This window comes from Dactylosporangium sp. CA-233914, assembly GCF_050942935.1.
In the GTDB taxonomy this organism is placed as follows: domain Bacteria; phylum Actinomycetota; class Actinomycetes; order Mycobacteriales; family Micromonosporaceae; genus Dactylosporangium.
On record NZ_CP192030.1, the window covers coordinates 12,359,385 to 12,378,948 of the forward strand.

Below are 19,564 nucleotides of genomic sequence, written 5' to 3' on the forward strand. Positions count from 1 at the left end.
CGTTGAGCCCCCGATGGCAGCCAGCCGGTATAGCCGGGTCGGGAAACCCGCAGCCGTAAAACCCCGCTGGCGCCGACGCAACGGACACCCGTCCGGAGGCACGGTTGAACAGTCAACACGCCCCCTTGAACAGGTGATCCCCATGACAACGTGCCTGGTAGACCCAGTGAAGTGCATGGCGCTGTTCGTCTCCGACACCCCGTGCTACTCCGACCCCGACGCCGCAACCGTCCGCGCCACGGTCGACGCGACGCTGGAGCGCTTCGGCCCGAACGAGTGCTACGCTCGCGCGGCCGAGGTCTTCGGCGACCGCCCAGAGGTGGCCCTGGACCGAATCCAGTGGGCCCGCGCCGTCTGCCAACGTACTCTCGCTCCGGCCGAGGCCGTAGCCGCCTGACCACCCGACGCGCGCCGAGGCCACCCGTCGGCACCGCACCGCCCGGCCCCGCCGAGCCCGCCGTGCCGCCCCCGCACCGCCCCGACGCGCGCCACCCCACCCGCCACCGCCAAAACACCAGCGCGCGTCGCGCCACGACTCGTAACTGCCGAGTCACCCGACTCGCACCAAACCCACCCTCCCCCCACCGTCCGGCACCCACCAAGGCCCTATCGCCTCCGAAACGCCTTAGCGCCTGCCGGAGACCGCCCGCCAGCACTGAATCGCCCAGCGCCCGCCCGTCGCCTCCGCAACATCCCAGCGCCCACCGCGACCGCCCGCCGACGCTGAACAGCGCCCGCCAAGACCCCGCCCGTCGCCGCCGAAACGCCTTGGCGCCCGCCGCGACCGCCCGCCAGCACTGAACAGCGCCCGCCAAAGGCCCCGCCCGTCGCCTCCGAAACGCCCCAGTGCCTGCCGCGACGACCCCTCGTCTTCCGTATCGCCCGGCGTCCGCCGCAGCCCATCACCGCCGGAACGCCCGTCGTCGCCGGAACGCCCAGCGCCCGCCAAGGCCCCGCCCGTCGCCGCCGAAAGCCCGACGCGCGCCAAACCACCCCTCCCCACCGCATCACCCGGCATCCGCCGCAGCCCAGTGCGCCCAAACGTCACAACGCATGCTGAGGCCGCTCCGTCATCCAGGTCGCACGACGCCGCTGACACTGCTCAAATCGCCCCGCCTACCTGCCCCGCCGTGCACCCACGGCGGGGCAGATCAAAGTGCCGAGGCGCCGCCGCGACGAGCCGTGATCTTGACCTGCCGTCGACCTCTCTCAATGCTTACCCCCAGCCGCTTCGCATCGCGTCTTGGAGTTCGGCAAACAGCCTCCTTGCATGCGCTCGCCCGCGCGCCCGCGTCGCGCCAGTTCACGCCGCTCAGCATGGTCCGGGCTCACATCGGCCGGCGACACCCGGCGACCGGCTCGACAACCAGGGCAACAGCAGAGCCTCGACCCCGCCCGGCGACGACACCACGGTCACGCCGGCGGCGACCGCGCTCCCACCCGACCCCTACCGCCCAAGGCGCCAAACACGGGAAACGACAAACCCAGCGTCGTCGGCCATGGTGATGTCGTGCCGCACGTCCAGCGACTGCTTTCACGCCGTCCGGTGGTCCAAGGCCACGGCCGGCGAGACTCGGGACGCGGATGACGAGGTCGACGCGGCCCAGGAGAAGCACATGACGGTCTGACCGCGGCGGGACCCAGCGGTGGCGAGAGAAGCGCCGGTGCGGGGGCGGGCCGACAGGTGACGGGTGCCTGGGCCAGGAAGGTGGGCGGTGGCGCAGTGTCGCGGGGACGGCTCGGTCGTTGCTGTGGCGGCGACGCAGCGTCGTCGCAACGGCCTGGCCGGTGCGGCGGTGGTGTCGACGCAATGTCGCAGCAGTTGCAGCCTGGCCGGCGCGCCGATGGTGGTGACGCTGCGGATCGACAGTACGACGGCTGGACGGGTCGGGGGCGCGGTGACGTCGGTGCAGGGTGAGAACGCCGCGACGGCGAAGGCTCTAGTGATGGTGCACGAAACGTCGGCGACGACGGTGGCCTCGGCGACTGCGCACGAGACGTCGGCGGGGGCGGGGGCTGCGGCGGTGGGGCGGCAAGGTCGTGCGGGCGAGACGGTCCGGTCGGGGTGAGGGCGGGCGGATCGGAACGGGGGTTGGGCTGGGCGGCCGGACGGCGGGAACCGGGCTGGGCCGGCGGACGACCCAGATCGGACTGAGCCGACAGACGGCGAGAGCCGGGCTGAGCGGCCAGACGGCGGGAACCGGACTCGACAGGCGGACAACCCAGATCGGACTGAGCCGACAGACGGCGGGAACCGGACTCGACTGGCAGGCAAGCCGGGTCGGGCTGAGTCGACGGGCGGTGGGGATTGGGCTGGGTGGCCGGACGGTGGGAGTCGACCTGGGTCACCGGGCCGCCGGAATTGGACTGGGTTGGCGGACGGCGGGAGTCCGGCTGGGGCGCCAAAGAACGGCGGCGGGCGGCTCGGGCGTCCTGTTCGGCCCAATGAGCGCTGATCTCGGCGGTGCGGGCCTCGGCGTCCAGACGAGCCAGACGCTCGGCATGACGCGCCTCCAAACCACGACGGCGAGCCTCAGCGAACTCGGCACGCACCGCACGACGACGAGCCACACGACGACGGCTCTCGGCCAGCATCGCATCGAAGCGGCTATGCCACTCCGAATCGGCGACCCCGGTCAACACCTCACCCACAAGGACAACCTAGAACAGGGGTACGACAAAACCCGGCGACCAGGGAAAACAGGCGGCCCAACCGGCTTGGCGGGGCCGTCGACGGATCAGTTGTCGGGATTGTCCAGTTTGGCGATCAGGCGGGCGAGTTGCTGCAGGTCCGTGGGGTCGAGGGCCAGCATCTGGGGCGGGGGCTGGCTCAGGATCCGCTCGGCTCGTGCTGCCTCTGTGCGGCCCAAATCGGTGACGGTCACCAGCTTGGCGCGGCGGTCGGAGGGGTGGGGCTCGCGGCGTACGAGGCCTCGTTTCTCCAGATCGTCCACGACCAGGGTGGTGTACGGCGCGTCCGTCTGCAGGCGGGTCGCCAGCTCGCGCATCGTCATCGGTTCGCCGGCCAGCCGGCGCAGGGCCTTGATCCGCACAAAGCTCAGGTCCAGCGCCTCGCAGACCTCCTTGCGGCGGTCGTTGCGCTCATGGATCAGGGCCGACATCGCGCGCCAGACGGCGGCGGCCAGCACGGCGTGGTCGGGGTCAGGCATCGACGAGCTCCGCATCGGGTTGTCGGCTGGTCGCCCAGCGGCCGGTGGTGAGCGTACCGATGAGCAGGATCGCGGCGCCGCAGCCAGCGATGATCCACCAGCCCGCGTGGCTGGCCGGGGTGAAGCCGTCGGGCATCGGGCGGCCGTGCAGGCCGGTGGTGATCACGGCGCCGAGGACCGCGATGCCCAGCACTGAGCCGAACTGGCGGCTCGTCGAGGCGAACGCGGCCGCCACGCCGGCCTGGGCCATCGGCAGGCCGGAGACGGCGGCGACGGTGATCGGCGGGTTGACCATGGCGAAGCCGATGCCGAACGAGACGTACGCGGCGACGACCCACAGCAGCGGGGTGTCCGGCGCGAGCGGGGTCAGCAGCAGGCCGCTGACCATGATGCCGGCGCCGCCGACGAGCAGGGACGGGCGCGGGCCCGCACCGCCGACCAGGCGGCCCGACACCGGGCCGAGGACCAGGGTGATCGCGGCGATGGGCAGGGTGAGCAGGCCGGCGTGGAGCGGGGAGAGACCGCGTACGTCCTGCAGGTACAGCGTGTTGAGCAGCAGGAACCCCGCCAGCGCGCTGAACGAGCACACGGCGATCGAGGTGGCGCCGGCGAACGGCGGGCTGCGGAACAGTCTGACGTCGATCAGCGGCTGCGGCCGGCGCGGCTCGACCAGCAGCAGGGCGGCCAGCGCGACCAGGGCGACGGCGCCGGCCACGGGCTCGTGCTCGATGATGGCGAAGGTCGCGCTGGCCAGCAGTACCAGAACGATGATCTGACCGGGGACGTCGACCCGGCGGGGCCGCTCGGCCCGGGACTCGGGCACGAACAGTGCGGTCAGGACGACCGCGGCGATGCCGATCGGCACGTTGATCCAGAAGATCGTGCGCCAGCCGACGGTCTGGACCAGCAGGCCGCCGACGACCGGGCCGAGCGCCATGCTGATGCCGATCACACCGGCCCACACGCCGATGGCCTGCGCGCGCTCGCGGCGGTCGGTGAAGACGTTGGTGATGATGGACATGGCGACCGGGTTGAGCATCGAGCCGCCGATCGCCTGCAGCACGCGGAACGCGATCAGCCAGCCCAGCGACGGCGCGAGCCCGCACAGCAGCGACCCGACGGCGAAGACGATCAGGCCGGTCTGGAAGGTGCGGCGGCGCCCGATGCGGTCGGCGGTGGACCCGGCCATGAGCAGTAGGCTGGCCAGGACGAGGGTGTACGCGTCGATCGTCCACTGCAGGCCGGACAGCGGCGCGTCCAGGTCTCGCCCGATCGCCGGCACCGCGATGTTCACGATCGTGTTGTCGAGCCCGACGATCAGCAGGCTCATGCAGCAGATGCCCAGAATGAGCAGGCGCCGGCTGCGTGATTGTACGACCATAATTATTATATTCGTACAATCATACGGCCGACGCCAACCATCTGGGGCGCAGATCACTTGTCAGTTCGCCGGCGGCTGCCCGCCGTTGCCGTCCGGCTGGCCGTTCTGACCGCTGGCCTGGTTCAGCGTGGTGTCGGTGATGGTGGTCGCGGTGGCCGTCGAGCCGTCCACGGCGCCGACGACGGTCACGGTGTCGCCGGTCTTGATGTCCGACACCTGGTCGTTGCCGTTGTCGACGGTCGTGGACGAGCCGATGACGAACGTCGTCGCGTGCCCGTCCGCGCTCTTGGCGGTGATCGACGTGGTGCTGATCTCCGTGACGGTTCCGGTCTGGAGGCGCTTCGTGGTGTACCCGCCGTTGCCGTCCGAGGCCGTGAAGTCCCCGTGGAGCGCGCCGGACAGGCCGTTGCCGCCCATGCCGCCGCCGAACCCGCCGGGGCCGCCCGGCCCGTTCCCGCCGAAGCCGCCCGTGCCGCCGGGCCCGGCCTGCTGCGAGGTCGAGGAGGAATCCCCGCTCGCGGCCTTGACGACCGCGAACCCGCCGCCGCCGATGACCAGCGCGGCCACGACCCCGACGACGATCGTCTTGATCTTCGAGGACGATCTGGCCGGCGCGGCGGACGGTCCCAGGTTCGCGGGCGAGGCCGACGATGCGGACGGCCCCGGGTTCACGGGCGAGGCCGGCGCGGCGCTCGGTCCCGGCTGGGGCTGCGCCCAGACGGGGGCGGCGGGCTGCTGGTCGGTCTGGCTGCTCATGCGTTGGCTCCCTGCGTCCGGCGGCCCGCTCCGGGGAGCCGCTCATGAGCGACAATCCCGGCGCAGCCTGGCACCCGGCCGCGCGCAGCTTGGCAACAGCCTGTGAGCGTTCAGGCGGCCACGAGCTCCGGTTCGGCCACCCGCCCGGCGCCGCGGGACTTCCGCAGCCCGGCGATCCCGGCCAGGATCAGCCCGAGCACCGCCCACCCGCCGAGCACCAGCAGATGCGGCGCCGACCCGGCCCCGTCGAAGAACGCGGAGCTGCGCAGGAGCGACCCGGCCGCCCCCGGCGGGAGGTACTGCCCGAGCGCACCCCACCCGGACGGCAGCATCTCGGGCGCGCTGGCCAGCCCCGACAGCGGGTTGCCCAGCAGCATCATCGCCGCGGCCCCGAGCCCGAGCCCGGCCACCCCGAACAGCGCCTCCAGGCCGAGGATCGTGAGCGCGGTGGCGGCGATGGACAGCGCGACGACCCCGCTGTTGGTCCAGTAGTCGCCCTCGAGGGAGCCCAGCCAGTACTGCAGGATCGCCACGAGCGCGAGCCCTCCCGTGACCGCGAACGCGATCGCGCCGACGACCCGGCGCCCGGTGCCGATGATCAGGTTGGTCAGCAGCCCGGCGGCCGCGATCCCGCCCAGCACCAGCGGCAACGCCCCGGCCGCGAGCCCGGCCCCGCGCGGGTCGTCCTGCGGCAGCGGCACGAGATCCCGCACCGCCGGCCCCGCGTCCGCCGGCCCCAGCCCCTGTGCGAGCTGCTGCAAGGCCTGCGCGATCGCCGGGCTGGCCGCCGAGGCGATGATCACCTGCGGCTTGCCGGTGGTGAGATCGATCGCGCCGTACACCTTGCGGTCTTTGATCATCCGCTCCGCGGCGGCGGTGTCCCCGACCACGGTGACGTCGAACGCCCCGGCCCGCTTGCTTTCGAGCTGGCTCACCACCTGCGCGGCGGCCTGCGGCGGCCCGGCCACGGCGAGCGGGATGTCGTGCAGGCTGGACCGCGTCGCGGGCCAGGCGAACGCGACCATGATGAGGCTGAGCAGGGCGGTCAGCAGCAGGACGATCCCCGCGACCTTCCCCCACGGCGATCCGTTGGCCATCGTCGTCTCCTAAAAAGAACGTTCGTTCGCTCTTTTTGAGCATGGCGTCACACCCGGCCGCGCGTCAAGAATGAACGTTCGCTTTGCAGTGCGACGCCTACCACGCCGAGGGAGCCACAGGCCCGACATAACGGACTTATCCCCCGGCAGGGTATAAATCCGATAAGTCATGGCGCGGAGCGCCCGACTTATCGGGCTAAATCACCGAGAGGTGGACGTGGTTCGTGTGGTCGCTGGAGGGATCGCCATTGCCGCCGCTGTACGCGTGCCAGCCCGCCGCCGGCGTCCAGACCTGCCGGAACCAGATGACGTACAGCACGCCCAGCGAGGAGGCGTTCTTGACGAAGAACGCGGCCAGATTCGTGCCGTACGTCTTGTCATTGCCGCTCGCCACCCCACCGAAGCCGTCCGAGGCCGCGGCGAAGTCACAGGCGCGGCCCTTCGGATGCTCGTACGGGCCGGAGGGACGGAAACACGAATAGAAGTGCGTGAAGCCGGCCTTGCGGGCCTCCTGCGCCGAGTGCAGCATGCGCGGGGTGATGCAGCCCGTCGTGGTCGGGTCGTCGATGATGCAGTTCTCTTTCGGCCAGCTGCCGTCGCCGTTGCGCGGGGCGGGGGTGGCCAGCGGCGAGTTCACGCTGACGTAGCCGTCCGCCCTGCCCTTCATCTTGGCCAGGGCGGCTTCCGCGTCCGCCTTCTTCTTGGCCTGGATCTCGGCCTGCGCCTGCTGCTTGGCGACCTCGTCGTCGGCCGCCTTCTTCGCGTCCGCGAGGTCCTTCTCGAGCTTCGTCAGACGAGCGATCTGCCGGTCGTTGTACTGCGCGATCGTATTGACCAGCAGCACTCGATCCATGAACTGCTCGGGGGAGTCGGTGTTGACGAGCGCGGCGGTGAGGCGGACGTTTCCGCCGGTGCGGTAGACCGCGGCGGCGATGACGTTGACGCTCGCGCGCACGGGCTCGAGCTCCTTCTGCATCGCGTCCACCTGCTGGGCGAGCTCGGCCTGGCGCTTCTTGGAGGCGTCCAGCACGGCCTGAGCCTGCAGCCACGCGGTGTTGGCGGCATCGAGCTTGTCGCCGAGGGTCGTGTCCGAACCCTCGTTCGGGGCCGCGGTCGGATCGCCGGGCGCGCCGGACGCGGGGACGGCCCACGCACCGATCAGCATGAGCGCCGCGGTCATCACCATGAGCACCCGGCGCCGCATGACGGTGAGCGTACCGAACCCGAACGGCCCGGCGCAGCAGCGAGAAACGCTCCCGGGTGACTACCCAACGTTAGGCGAATTCGTTCGAACACGTGTCCGGCGTGTTGGATTCGGTCATCGACGGATGCTTTGCTAGCGTCCCGGCTAGCATTCGGCTAGCGGGAGTGGCGTTGGAAGCGACAGACAAGACGGTGGCGATGCCGCCACAGCGGCCGCGGTTCGAGCGGGTACAGCTCAACACCCGGGTCCGGGTCGAGATCGAGCAGACCCTGCAGCGGTTCGTCGTCGACCACAACACCACGGTGCAGAGCTCCGTGGACCTCGCGCTGGCCGAGTTCCTGGCAGCGAGGGGCTATCCGGTGTCCCAGAAGAACGACGACGGGAGAAGCCGGTGAGCACGCCGGGCATCAACCAGCTCGACGCCGATCTGCAGAAGACGGTCAAGCGCACCTCGTACATGCGGCAGCTCTTCTACATCGTGGTCCTGCTCGTCGCCCTCGCCGGCCAGGTCTCCGGGGCGGTCGAGGCCCTCGGCATCCCGACCATCTGGGCGATCCCGGCGGTCGGCGCGCTGGAGCTGGGCGGCATCGTGGTCCTGGCCAACGCCGACGTGCGCCGCCGGCTCGGCGAGCGCGCGGTCGCCTCCCGCATCCTGTCGGCCGCCATCGCCGCGTTCGCGGTCGCGTTCAACTGGATGGCGCACGACAACAAGCTGCTCGCCGGATTCTTCGCGGGGATGTCCGCCCTGGGGTACCTCGTCTGGCTGATGCACACCGAGAACCAGCGCCGCGACCGGCTGCGGGCCAAGGGCGACCTGCCGCCGACGACTCCCGCCTACGAGGTGGTCGGGCACTGGGTCCGCCACCCGTGGCTCACGCTGCGCGCCAAGAACCTCGCCAAGGCCGACTCCTCGCTCGGGCTCTACTCCTCCATCGCCGCCGCGAAGGCCGAGAAGCGCAAGGAGCAGCGCACCGCCGCGATCGCCAAGGTGCTGCACCGCAAGATCCGCTCGGCGGTCGACCCGACGACCGCGGACATCGCCGTCGCCGTGTACGACCTCGACGAGATCGCGGTCCGCCTCGCCGACGGCGCCGACTACGACGGCCTGACCTCCCTCATCGCCGCCGACCTGGCCCCGGCGCGCCTGGCTGCGGTGGCGGGCCCGCCCCCGCCCTCGCCTCCGGCCGCCCCGCAGCCCGAGCCGCTGCCGGTTCTGGACACCGACGAGCAGCACGCGCTGCCGACCGCCGCCGATGTCGGCGAGGAGCTGCGGGCCCGGGAGCGGGTGCAGCGCGAGCGGCGCGAGGAGGACGAGCGGCGGGCGGCGCGCGAGGCCGTGGCCCGGGCCGCCGAGGCTGCGGCCGAGGTGAGCCCGCCCGAGCCGGCCGTGCCGGCCTCGCCGCTGGGCGGGCTGCGCGCGGACCTGGAGGGCATCCTGCCGCCGACCGCGGCGCCGCGGCGCTCGCGGAGCCGGACCGCGCCGGTGACCCACGAGGCCGGCGAGGTGCTGGAGATCGCCGAGGAGCCGACGCTGACCCCGCCGCCGCTGATCCGGGAGGGGTCGCTGCGCAATCAGGTGTACCAGGTGCTGCACGACCACGTCCCGCCGAACGACCGCCGCGACGTGGTCGCCCTGACCACGCTGGTGGGCGACCTGCTCGACCTCGACGACGTGGAGCGGCTCACCGCCTCCAACTACGTGCGCACCTGGAAAGGCGAGGCCGACGCGGGCCGACGCGGGTCCGTGAACGGCCGCCACCTGCAAGGGATCATGCCCGCCAAGGGGTAATTCTCGCCGTCCGGCTGCCGATGGGTGGTCGGAGAGGCGGGAGGTGCCGACCCATGGCCCGGTTGCTCGTGGTGGACGACGAGCCGGACGTTCGCGACCTGATCGTCAAACGGCTGCGGGCCGACGGGCACGACGTCATCGCCGCCGGGGACGGAGCCGCCGCGCTCGCCGCGGTGGCCCGGCACGGGCTGCCCGAGGCGGCGATCCTCGACGTCGACCTGCCCGGCATGGACGGCATCGAACTGCTCGAGCGGCTGCGCCGGCACCGGGCCGACCTGCCGGCCATGTTCCTCACCGTGCTGTGGGACGGCGAGGTGGCCGTGCGCGCGCAGCGGACCGGCGCGCTGTACGTCCGCAAGCCCTTCACCGCGGAGGCGCTGCGCTCCGGGCTGGAGCAGGCCCTGCGGGGCGCCGGATGACCGCATCGCTGCTGCGGACGGCGGCCTGGGCGGCGGTGTACCTCCTGGCGACGCTCGCCGGCCGCAAGACCATCATGGACGGCAGCGGCCTGAGCCTGGTCTGGCCGGCGGCGGGCGTGTCGATCGTGTGGTTCGCCACCCAGCGCAAGGCCCGCCTGCGCTGGGCCGACCCGGTGGCGCTGGCCGTAATCACGGTCGCCGTGAACATGAACACCGGAGCCTCCTTCGCGCTCGCCTGCTGGTTCGTGGTCGCGAACCTGGCCCAGGTCGCCGTCTTTCTGCGGGTACACCATCGGCTGAGCCCGCAACCGTGGGGCGCGGGCGGCGACGATCCGCTGTCCCGCTCCGCCGACCTGTGGCGCCTGCTCGTGGCGACCGTCGCCGGCGCCGCGGCCGGCGCGCTCGCCGGCCCCACCGCGGTGTGGCTCACCACCGGGCAGTTCCGCTGGTCGGACGGGCTCGTGTGGCTGCTGCGCAACACGGTGAGCATCCTGCTGATCGGCGCCGTCGGGATGCGGCTGCGCCACCACCGGGCCAGGGGATGGCCGGCGCGGCCTGCGAGCCCGGTGCGGCGGGTGGAGTACGCGGCGCTGGTGGTGTGCTCGCTCGCGGCGTACGGCATCGCGTTCGGCGCCGGGCAACTGCCGCTCGCCTTTCCGCTGCTCGCCGTCACCGTCTGGGCGGCCCTGCGCCTGCACACCACGTTCGTGGTCGTCCACGGCCTGGCCCTCGGCGCGATCGCGATCCTGTTCACCCTGCACCGCGACGGCCCCTTCGCCGCCATCGACTCCCACCCGACCCGGGCCATGGTCGCGCAGGCGTTCGTCGGCATGGTGGCGGTCGTGGGGCTCGCGATCGCGCTGGGCCGCGACGAGCGCGCCGAGTTGCTGGACCGGCTCACGGCCGCCGGGCGCGAGGCGGCCGCCCAGGCCCGGCTGCTGACCACGATCGTCAACTCGATGAGCGACGGCGTGTCGGTGATCCGCCCGGACGGCCGCTGGATCATGCGCAACCCGGCGGCGGTCGCGCTGATGGGAGGCGTCACCAGCGGCAGCCGTACCGTCGCGCGCCCCGAGCACTACGGCCTCCTGCACCCCGACGGGACCCCGCTGCCGGAGTCCGAGATGGCGCACGTTCAGGCGCTCGCCGGCCGGGACGTGCGCGGCCAGGAGGTGCTGCTGCGCAACTCCGGCGTGCCCGAGGGGAGAATCCTCAGCGTCAGCGCCACCCGGCTGCCGGCCGACGGCACCGACGAGGGCGGCGCGGTGGTGGTCTTCCACGACGTCACCGCCGAGCGCCGCCACCGCGACGAGCTCTCGTCCTTCGCCGGCGTCGTCGCCCACGACCTGCTCAACCCGCTGACCACGATCGACGGCTGGGCCGAGAACCTCGGCGACATCCTGCGCGCGATGCCGGCCGACGACCCGGCCGTCGGCGAGGCCGGCGACAGCCTGGTCCGAATCACCCGCGCCTCGGGCCGGATGCGGCACCTGATCAACGACCTGCTGGCGTACACAACCGCCCGCAACGCCGCGATCGCCCCCGCCGACCTGCCCCTGCGCGAGCTGGTCGCCGACGTGACGAACGCCCGCACCGACCTGTCCGCCGCGGCCGGGACGCCACCGCCGCAGTTCACACTGGGCCACCTGCACAACGTGCGGGCCGATCCCGTACTCCTGCGGCAACTGCTGGACAACCTGGTCGGGAACGCGGTGAAGTACACGGCCCCGGGCACCGTCCCGCGGATCGCCATCGCCTCCTCGATCGACGACGACGGCCTGGTCCGCGTGGAGCTGGCCGACAACGGCATCGGCATCCCGGCCGGCCACCACGACGCGATCTTCACCAACTTCCACCGGGCCCACCGCTCCAGCGGCTACGCCGGCACCGGCCTGGGCCTGGCGATCTGCAAGCGAATCGTGGAACGCCACGGCGGCACAATCGCCGCGACGGACAACCCAGGCGGCGGGTCGCGCTTCACCTTCACCCTGCCCGCGGCCGCCCCACCGCCGGACACTCGACCACGGGCGACGAACCAGCACCCCGAGCCGGCGGCGCGCCGATAGCTCGGGACCCCGCGTCAACTGATCCACCACGCCAGAACCCACAACCCAATGGGGCACCCAACCAACCACCCGATCGCCTGCACTGAACCAAGTGCCGGCCGAATACTTCGAGCGCGGCCAACTCGGGCGCGTCGCGGCGCGGAGTTCGACAAACCGGTCCGTGCGTTCGCATGCCCGCTGGGCGCGTCGCCGCGTGGAGTTCGACAAACGGGTCCCTGCGTCGCATGCCCGCCCGCCAGTGCGCCCGCGTTCGCGGCTGTTCACGCCGTGCGGCATGGTCTGGGCTCGCGTCGGTCGGTGTCCCGGGTGGCCGGTTCGGCAACCAGGGCAACAGCGGAGCCTCGGCTCCGCCCGGTGGCAACACCACGGTCACGTCGGTGGTGACCGTGCTCCCGCTCCTGCTCGACCTCTGTCACCCGAGGCCGCGATCGCGGGGAGCAACCAGCCAGGCATCGTCAGCCACGGGGATCTTGTCGAGCCGTGCGCCCAGCGACCGCCTCCAGGCCGTCTAATGGCCCAAGGCCACGGCCGGTGGGTTTGGGCGCGCGGATGACGGGCTGGACGCGGCCTGGGTGAAGCACGTGGCGGCCGGGCCGCAGCGGGGCTCGGCGGCGGCAAGGGATGCGCCGGTGGGGCGGTGGGCCGACCGGTGGCGGATGCCGGGAAGGTGTGCGGTGGCGCGGCGTCGCTGGAACGGCCCGGCCGTTGCGGCGGTGGTGACGCAGCGTCGCCACCGCAAGGGTCTGGCCGCTGTGGTGGTGGTGCCGCGACGGATCGACAGCGCGGCGGCTGGACAGGCCGGGAATGCGGTGAATGGACCGGTCGGGGGCGGGGTGACGTCGGTGCGGGCTGGGAACGCGGCGACGGCGAAGACCTTGCCGACCGTTCCGGCGAAGGCTCTGGCGATGGTGCGCGGGATGCCGGCGGCGACGGTGGCCTGGGCGGCTGCGTACGAGATGTCGGCGGCGCGGGCGGCGCCAGTGGGGTGGCAGGGTCGTGAGGGCGAGACGGTCCGGGCAGGGTGGGCACGGACGGATCGGAGCGCGGGTTGGGCTGGGCAGCCAGACGGCGGGGGTCGGACTGAGTCACCGGACCGCCGGATTTGGACTGGGCGGCCGGACGGCAGGATTCGGGCCGAACTGGCGGACAACCCGGATTGGACTGAGCCACCGGACCGCCGGATTCGGACCGAGCTGACGGACAACCCGGATTGGGCTGAGTCACCGGACCACGGGATTCGGACCGGGTTGGCGGACGGCGGGCGTTGGACTGACTCACCGGACCGCCGGAGTCGGACTGGGCTGGCGGTCGCTGGCCCGGGTTGGGCTGGGTCGGTGGACGGCCGGGGTTGGGCTGGGGCGATGGACGGCCGGGGTTGGGCTGGGCCGCCAAAGAACGGCGGCGGGCGGCTCGGGCGTCCTGTTCGGCCCAGTGCGCGGTGATCTCGGCGGTGCGGGCCTCCATGTCCAGACGGGCCAAGCGCTCCGCATGACGCGCCTCCAAACCACGACGGCGGGCCTCAGCGAACTCGGCACGAACCGCACGGCGGCGAGCCACACGACGGCGCTGCTCGGCCAGCATCGCATCGAAGCGGCTACGCCACTGCGAATCGGCGGCCCCGGGCAGCACCTCAGTCATAGGTAGAACCTAGAACCGGGTACGACAAAAACCGATGAGCAGGGTCGGCATCGCTGAGTCCGGACACAAGCACTGTGTCCGGACTCAGCGCCCTCGCGCTGGAAGGGGTGGTCAGGCGCGGTGGGACCAGCCGAACGGGTCTTCGGACAGGCCGCGTTGGATGCCAACGATCTGGGAGCGGATTGCCGAGGTCGTCGGGCCTTCCACGCCGTCGCCGATCGTGAACTCGCCGTCGCGCGTGCGGGCTCGGCCGATCGACGTGATCACCACGCCGGTGCCGCAGGCGAACGTCTCGCGCAGGGTGCCGGACTGGGCGTCCGCGCGCCACTCGTCCAGGGAGTATGGGCGCTCCTGCACCGCCCAGCCGTTGTGGCGGGCCAGCGTCAGCACCGAGTCGCGCGTGACGCCCGGCAGGATCGATCCGTTCAGCGGGGGCGTGACCAGCAGCGGGGCGCCGTCGCGGGAGTACACGAAGAAGACGTTCATGTTCCCGAACTCTTCGATCCAGCGGTGCTCGACCGCGTCCAGGAAGACCACCTGGTCGCAGCCGGCGTCCTGGGCCTGGGCCTGGGCGAGCAGGCCCACCGCGTAGTTGGCGGCGGCCTTCACCGCGCCCGTCCCGCCCGGTGCCGCCCGCGAGTAATCATGCGACACCCAGACCGTGACCGGCTTCGCGCCGCCGGCGAAGTAGGAGCCGGAGGGAGAGGCGATGACGGCGAAAAGGTACTCCAGGGACGGCCGCACGCCCAGGAACGGGTCCGTGGCGAACATGAACGGGCGGAGGTAGAGGCTCTGGCCCTCGCCGGTCGGCACCCAGTCCCGGTCGGCCTCGACCAGCGTCCGGATCGCGCGCAGGAACAGCTCCTCCGGCATCTGCGGCATCGCCAGGCGGTCGGCGGTCGCGTTCAGGCGGCGGGCGTTGGCCTCGGGGCGGAAGAGGCCGATCTGCCCGTCCGGCAGCGCATACGCCTTCATCCCCTCGAAGATCTCCTGGCTGTAGTGCAGCGCCGCGGTGGCCGGCGACAGCGACAGCGGGCCGAAGGGGATCAGGCGCGCGTCATACCACCCCTTGTTCGCGCCGTAGCGGATCGTGACCATGTGGTCGGTGAAGATGCGGCCGAACCCGGGATCGGCGAGCAGCGCCGCGCGCTCCTCGGCCGGGCGCCGCTCGGCGGGAACAATGTCGAACTCGAGCATTCCGGAACCCTAAGCGTTTCCTGAACGATCGCTAAGCTCAATCCCGGGGACTGGTCGGTAATAACCACTCAGAACAAATTGGCCGGCGGGGGCGGGGACGAGGTCGCCGTGACGTCGGTGACCACCCGGGCGCCGGCGACCAGGTCGGTCAGGTCGTCGCCGGCGACCAGGCGGGCCGGGAACGGGTCCCCGGCGGCAGCACGGGCCAGCGGGGCCTGCGGGATGCGGCCCGGCTCGGCGGCGGCCACCAGGATCACGTTGCCGAAGCGGCGGCCGCGCAGGACGGCGGGCTCGGCCAGGAGCACGACCTCGCCGTAGACCCGCCGCAGCGTCGCGACCTGGCCGCGCGCGAACGCCAGGCCCGAGCCGTCGGCCAGGTTGGCGACGTAGAGCCCGCCGGGGCGCAGCAGCCGGGCCGCCGCGGTCAGGAACTCCAGCGACGCGAGGTGGGCGGGGACGCGGGCGCCGCCGTAGACGTCGGCGACGATCAGGTCGAAGCGGCCCGGGGCCGAGGACTCGACGGCGGCGCGGGCGTCGGCGGCGCGCACGCGGATGTCGGCGCCGCGCGGGAGGGGAAGCTCACGGCGTACGAACGCGATGAGCGAAGCGTCGAGCTCGACGACCCGCTGTGCGGAGCCAGGGCGCGTGGCGGCGACGTAACGCGGCAGCGTGAGCGCGCCGCCGCCGAGGTGCAGCACCGACAGCGGCGCGCCGGCCGGGGCCATCTCGTCGACGACGGAGGCGATGCGGCGCATGTACTCGAAGTCCAGCCGCCGCGGATCGTCCAAGTCGAGCGCGGACTGTGGATAGCCGTCGAGCAGCAGCGTCCACCGCCCCGGGCGGCCGTCGTCCGGGCACAGCTCGGCGACGCCCCCGTCGACCTGTTCGACCTTCCCGGTCACCCGCTTGCGTCCGCCCACGCCCGCAATCTTGCAACTTCCAGCGCCCGGCACCCGCGCCCGGGCAACGAGAACCACGCTGCGTATACGAGGAAACTACACAGCCACGGGTTGTCCGAAATCAACCCAAGGACGACGATGCTGGTTGGCTGGAACCCGAACGCCTGAATCCCGAACGTCCGAATCTGGAAGACCGGAGGCGCGATGCAAGTACCCGCCGCATTCGAATACGCGAAGGCCGCGAGCGTCGATCAGACCCTGCAGCTGCTGGCGCAGTGGGGTGAGGATGCCCGCGTGATCGCCGGCGGCCACAGCCTCATCCCGATGATGAAGCTGCGCCTGGCCCGGCCGACCGCGCTGATCGACATCAACGACGTGACCGAGCTGTCCTACATCCGGGTCGAGGGCGGCGAGCTGCGCATCGGCGCGCTCACCCGCCATGCCGAGCTGCTCGCCTCGCCGCTGGTCGAGGAGCACTACCGGATCTTCGCCGACGCCGAGAAGGTGATCGCCGACCCGCTGGTGCGCAACCGCGGCACCGTCGGCGGGTCGCTGTGCCAGGCGGACCCGGCCGAGGACCTCTCCGCCGCGTTCGCCGCCGTCGACGCCTCGGTGGTGATCCAGGGTCCGCGGGGGTCGCGGACCGTGCCACTCACCGAGTTCCACGTCGGGCCCTACGAGACCGTCGTCGAGCCCGGCGAGCTGCTCACCGAGATCCGGGTGCCGATCCGGCCCGGCGGCGGCTCGGCGTATCTCAAGGTGGAGCGCCGGGTCGGCGACTGGGCGGTCGCCGCCGCGGGCGCCGCGGTCTGGCTCGACGGCGACACCGTCCGGCGGGCCGGCATCGGGCTGGCCGCGGTCGGCGCCGAGCACTTCCGGGCGGCCGAGGCGGAGGCGTACCTCACCGGCGAACCGGCCACCGAGGAGACGTTCGCCGAGGCGGGGCGGATCGCTGCCGAGCACACCAACCCGGTCGCGGACCAGCGCGGACCGGTCGACTACAAGCGGCACCTCGCCGGGGAGCTCACCGTGCGCGCGCTGCGCGCCGCGGCGGCCCGCGCGCGGGGGCGGGAGGCGTAGATCATGCAGATCACCGTGACGGTGAACGGCGAACACCACACCCGCGACGTGGAGCCCCGGCTGCTGCTGGTGCACTTCCTGCGCAACGAGCTCGGCCTCACCGGTACGCACTGGGGATGCGACACCTCCAACTGCGGCGTGTGCACCGTGACGCTGGACGACGTGCCGGTGAAGTCGTGCACCGTGCTGGCGGTCATGGCCGACGGCAAGCGGGTCGGCACCGTCGAGGGCCTGGAGCGCCCGGACGGGCTCGACCCGGTGCAGCAGGGCTTCGTGCAGTGCCACGGCCTGCAGTGCGGGTTCTGCACCCCGGGCATGCTGATCACCGCCCGCGCGCTGCTGGACAAGAACCCGGACCCGTCCGAGGGCGAGATCCGCGAGGCCATCTCCGGCCAGCTCTGCCGCTGCACCGGATACGAGAACATCGTCCGGTCGGTGCGCTGGGCGGCCGAGCACGAGAAGGAGGCGGCGCAGGCATGACCGTGACGGAGAACCCGACGCCGATGGGCTTCGGCCGCATGCACCGCAAGGAGGACGCGCGGTTCGTGCGGGGCAAGGGCAACTACGTCGACGACGTCCAGCTGCCCGGCATGCTGCACGGGGCGTTCCTGCGCAGCCCGTACGCCCACGCGAAGATCCTCTCGATCGACACCAGCGCCGCCGAGGCACTGCCCGGCGTCAAGGCGGTCATCACCGGCGCGACGCTGGAGGGGCTCAAGCTCGCCTGGATGCCGACCCTGTCGTACGACACCCAGGCGGTCCTCGCCACCGACAAGGTGCGCTTCCAGAACCAGGAGGTCGCGTTCGTGGTGGCCGAGAGCCACTACATCGCCCGCGACGCCCTGGAGCTCATCGAGGTCGACTACGAACCGCTGCCGGTCGTCGCCGACGCCAAGCAGGCCCTCGCCCCGGGCGCCCCGGTCATCCGGGACGACAAGGAGGGCAAGACCGACAACCACATCTTCGACTGGAGCGCCGGCGACAAGGAGCAGACCGACGCGGTCTTCGCCGACAGCGAGGTCGTGGTGGCCGAGGACGTGCTGTACCCGCGCGTGCACCCCTCCCCGCTGGAGACCTGCGGCGCCGTCGCGGACTTCGACAAGGTCAGCGGCAAGCTGACGATCTACTCGACCACGCAGGCCCCGCACGCCCACCGGACCGTCTACGCGCTCGTCGCCGGGCTGCCCGAGCACAAGATCCGAGTGATCTCGCCCGACATCGGCGGCGGCTTCGGCGGCAAGGTCGGCATCTACCCCGGCTACGTGCTGGCGATCGTCGGCTCGATCGTCACGGGCAAGCCGGTCAAGTGGATGGAGGACCGCAACGAGCACCTGACGTCCACCGCGTTCGCCCGTGACTACCACATGCACGGCGAGATCGCGGCGACCAGGGACGGCAAGATCCGCGCGCTGCGGGTCAAGGTGCTCGCCGACCACGGCGCCTTCAACGGCACCGCGCAGCCGACGAAGTTCCCGGCCGGCTTCTTCCACATCTTCACCGGGTCCTACGACCTGGAGGCGGCCTCCTGCGACGTCACGGGCGTCTACACCAACAAGGCGCCCGGCGGCGTGGCGTACGCCTGCTCCTTCCGCATCACCGAGGCCGTCTACCTCGTCGAGCGCATGATCGACGTGCTGGCGTACGAGCTGAAGATGGACCCGGCCGAGCTGCGGATGAAGAACCTGCTCAAGCCCGAGCAGTTCCCGTACACCACGCCCACCGGCTGGGAGTACGACTCGGGCGACTACCCCAAGGCGCTGCGGCTGGCCATGGACATGGTCGGGTACGAAAAGCTGCGCCAGGAGCAGGCGGAGAAGCGCGAGCGCGGCGAGTACATGGGCATCGGCATCAGCTTCTTCACCGAGGGTGTGGGCGCCGGCCCGCGCAAGCACATGGACATCCTCGGACTGGGCATGGCCGACGGCGCCGAGCTGCGGGTCCACCCGACCGGCAAGGCGGTGCTGCGGCTGTCGGTGCAGACCCAGGGCCAGGGCCACGAGACGACGTTCGCCCAGATCGTCGCCGAGGAGCTGGGCATCTCGCCCGACGACATCGAGGTGGTGCACGGCGACACCGACCAGACACCGTTCGGCCTCGGCACGTACGGCTCCCGCTCGACCCCGGTCTCCGGCGCGGCCACGGCGATCGTCGCCCGCAAGGTGCGCGACCGGGCCCGGATCGTCGCCTCGGCGATGCTGGAGGTGTCCCCGGACGACCTCGACTGGGAGAAGGGCCGCTTCTTCGTCAAGGGCGACCCGGACCAGGGCAGGACGATCCAGGAGATCGCCATGGCCGCCCACTCCAGCCTCGAGCTGCCCGAGGGCGTCGAGGGGCACCTGGACGCGACCACGGTCTACAACCCGCCGAACCTGACGTACCCGTTCGGCGCCTACATCTGCGTCGTCGACGTCGACGCGGCCACCGGCCAGGTCAAGGTGCGCCGGTTCATCGCCGTGGACGACTGCGGCGTGCGGATCAACCCGATGATCGTCGAGGGCCAGGTGCACGGCGGGCTCGCGGACGGTATCGGCATGGCACTCATGCAGCTCATGGCGTTCGACGAGGACGGCAACCACCTCGGCGCCTCGCTCATGGACTACCTGCTGCCCACGGCGCTGGAGTGCCCCTCGTGGGAGCTCGGCGAGACCGTCACCCCGTCGCCGCACCACCCGATCGGCGCCAAGGGCGTCGGCGAGTCCGCCACGGTCGGCTCCCCGGCCGCGGTGGTCAACGCCGTGCTCGACGCGATCAAGCCCTTCGGGGTCCGGCACGCGGACATGCCCCTGACCCCGTCGAACGTCTGGCGGGCCGTGCAGGGCAACCCCATCCGCACCGACCTCGCGATCAGCTGAGCTAAGGATTCCCACC

At 72.0% G+C, this 19,564-nt stretch carries 17 protein-coding genes; 10 read left to right on the forward strand and 7 right to left on the reverse strand.

Features of this window, described 5'->3' with window-relative positions:
* Positions 1–142 precede the first annotated feature (142 nt).
* From ACQPY0_RS55240 to ACQPY0_RS55250, 3 genes are all read left to right on the forward strand, one after another.
* A complete protein-coding gene (locus ACQPY0_RS55240; protein ID WP_432980733.1) occupies positions 143–397 on the forward strand; it encodes a hypothetical protein in 255 nt (84 codons plus the stop codon).
* Between the two features lie 1,102 nt (positions 398–1,499).
* Positions 1,500–1,628 (forward strand): hypothetical protein, encoded by a 129-nt coding sequence (locus ACQPY0_RS55245; RefSeq protein ID WP_432980736.1) that lies wholly within the window; start codon positions 1,500–1,502, stop codon positions 1,626–1,628.
* A 123-nt stretch (positions 1,629–1,751) separates the two neighbouring features.
* On the forward strand, positions 1,752–2,069 hold the full coding sequence (locus ACQPY0_RS55250; RefSeq protein WP_432980739.1) for a hypothetical protein: 318 nt from the start codon (positions 1,752–1,754) through the stop codon (positions 2,067–2,069).
* A gap of 669 nt (positions 2,070–2,738) precedes the next feature.
* On the opposite strand, the gene ACQPY0_RS55255 is transcribed toward ACQPY0_RS55250, so the two are convergent.
* The 5 genes from ACQPY0_RS55255 to ACQPY0_RS55275 form a co-directional block, all read right to left on the reverse strand.
* The gene (locus ACQPY0_RS55255) at positions 2,739–3,170 is read right to left on the reverse strand and encodes a MarR family winged helix-turn-helix transcriptional regulator (protein ID WP_432980741.1); all 432 of its coding nucleotides are present in this window, start codon (positions 3,168–3,170) and stop codon (positions 2,739–2,741) included.
* Complete coding sequence (locus ACQPY0_RS55260; RefSeq protein WP_432980743.1) at positions 3,163–4,551, reverse strand: MFS transporter; 1,389 nt, start codon at positions 4,549–4,551, stop codon at positions 3,163–3,165. The genes ACQPY0_RS55255 and ACQPY0_RS55260 overlap by 8 nt, the downstream gene beginning before the upstream one ends.
* A gap of 60 nt (positions 4,552–4,611) precedes the next feature.
* On the reverse strand, positions 4,612–5,307 hold the full coding sequence (locus ACQPY0_RS55265) for a hypothetical protein (RefSeq protein ID WP_432980745.1): 696 nt from the start codon (positions 5,305–5,307) through the stop codon (positions 4,612–4,614).
* 110 nt (positions 5,308–5,417) lie between these two features.
* A complete protein-coding gene (locus ACQPY0_RS55270; RefSeq protein WP_432980747.1) occupies positions 5,418–6,404 on the reverse strand; it encodes a hypothetical protein in 987 nt (328 codons plus the stop codon).
* 196 nt (positions 6,405–6,600) lie between these two features.
* Positions 6,601–7,608, reverse strand: coding sequence for a coiled-coil domain-containing protein (locus ACQPY0_RS55275; protein ID WP_432980749.1), 1,008 nt, complete (start codon positions 7,606–7,608; stop codon positions 6,601–6,603).
* Positions 7,609–7,778: 170 nt separating this feature from the next.
* On the opposite strand from ACQPY0_RS55275, the gene ACQPY0_RS55280 reads away from it, so the two are divergent.
* From ACQPY0_RS55280 to ACQPY0_RS55295, 4 genes are read left to right on the forward strand one after another with little or no spacing between them, the layout of a single operon-like run.
* Positions 7,779–8,003, forward strand: coding sequence for a hypothetical protein (locus ACQPY0_RS55280; RefSeq protein WP_432980751.1), 225 nt, complete (start codon positions 7,779–7,781; stop codon positions 8,001–8,003).
* Positions 8,000–9,397 (forward strand): hypothetical protein, encoded by a 1,398-nt coding sequence (locus tag ACQPY0_RS55285; protein ID WP_432980753.1) that lies wholly within the window; start codon positions 8,000–8,002, stop codon positions 9,395–9,397. Before ACQPY0_RS55280 ends, ACQPY0_RS55285 begins: the two co-directional genes overlap by 4 nt.
* Before the next feature lie 53 nt (positions 9,398–9,450).
* The gene (locus ACQPY0_RS55290) at positions 9,451–9,816 is read left to right on the forward strand and encodes a response regulator (RefSeq protein WP_432980755.1); all 366 of its coding nucleotides are present in this window, start codon (positions 9,451–9,453) and stop codon (positions 9,814–9,816) included.
* Positions 9,813–11,882: an ATP-binding protein gene (locus tag ACQPY0_RS55295; protein WP_432980757.1), complete on the forward strand. Its 2,070-nt coding sequence runs from the start codon at positions 9,813–9,815 to the stop codon at positions 11,880–11,882. The genes ACQPY0_RS55290 and ACQPY0_RS55295 overlap by 4 nt, the downstream gene beginning before the upstream one ends.
* 1,749 nt (positions 11,883–13,631) lie before the next feature.
* Here the strand turns inward: ACQPY0_RS55295 and ACQPY0_RS55300 are convergent.
* Positions 13,632–14,717, reverse strand: coding sequence for a branched-chain amino acid aminotransferase (locus ACQPY0_RS55300; RefSeq protein ID WP_432980759.1), 1,086 nt, complete (start codon positions 14,715–14,717; stop codon positions 13,632–13,634).
* Between the two features lie 68 nt (positions 14,718–14,785).
* Positions 14,786–15,637, reverse strand: a complete 852-nt coding sequence (locus ACQPY0_RS55305) for a spermidine synthase (RefSeq protein WP_432980761.1) — start codon at positions 15,635–15,637, stop codon at positions 14,786–14,788.
* Positions 15,638–15,820: 183 nt separating this feature from the next.
* Here ACQPY0_RS55305 and ACQPY0_RS55310 point away from each other — a divergent pair, with 183 nt between their 5' ends.
* Genes ACQPY0_RS55310 through ACQPY0_RS55320 form a run of 3 tightly spaced genes read left to right on the forward strand, consistent with a single transcriptional unit; the run spans position 15,821 to position 19,548 of the window.
* Positions 15,821–16,696, forward strand: a complete 876-nt coding sequence (locus tag ACQPY0_RS55310) for an FAD binding domain-containing protein (RefSeq protein ID WP_432980763.1) — start codon at positions 15,821–15,823, stop codon at positions 16,694–16,696.
* A gap of 3 nt (positions 16,697–16,699) precedes the next feature.
* Entirely contained in the window at positions 16,700–17,176 is a 477-nt protein-coding gene (locus ACQPY0_RS55315; RefSeq protein ID WP_432980765.1) for a (2Fe-2S)-binding protein, read from the forward strand.
* Entirely contained in the window at positions 17,173–19,548 is a 2,376-nt protein-coding gene (locus tag ACQPY0_RS55320; RefSeq protein WP_432980767.1) for an aerobic carbon-monoxide dehydrogenase large subunit, read from the forward strand. The genes ACQPY0_RS55315 and ACQPY0_RS55320 overlap by 4 nt, the downstream gene beginning before the upstream one ends.
* Positions 19,549–19,564 lie beyond the last annotated feature (16 nt).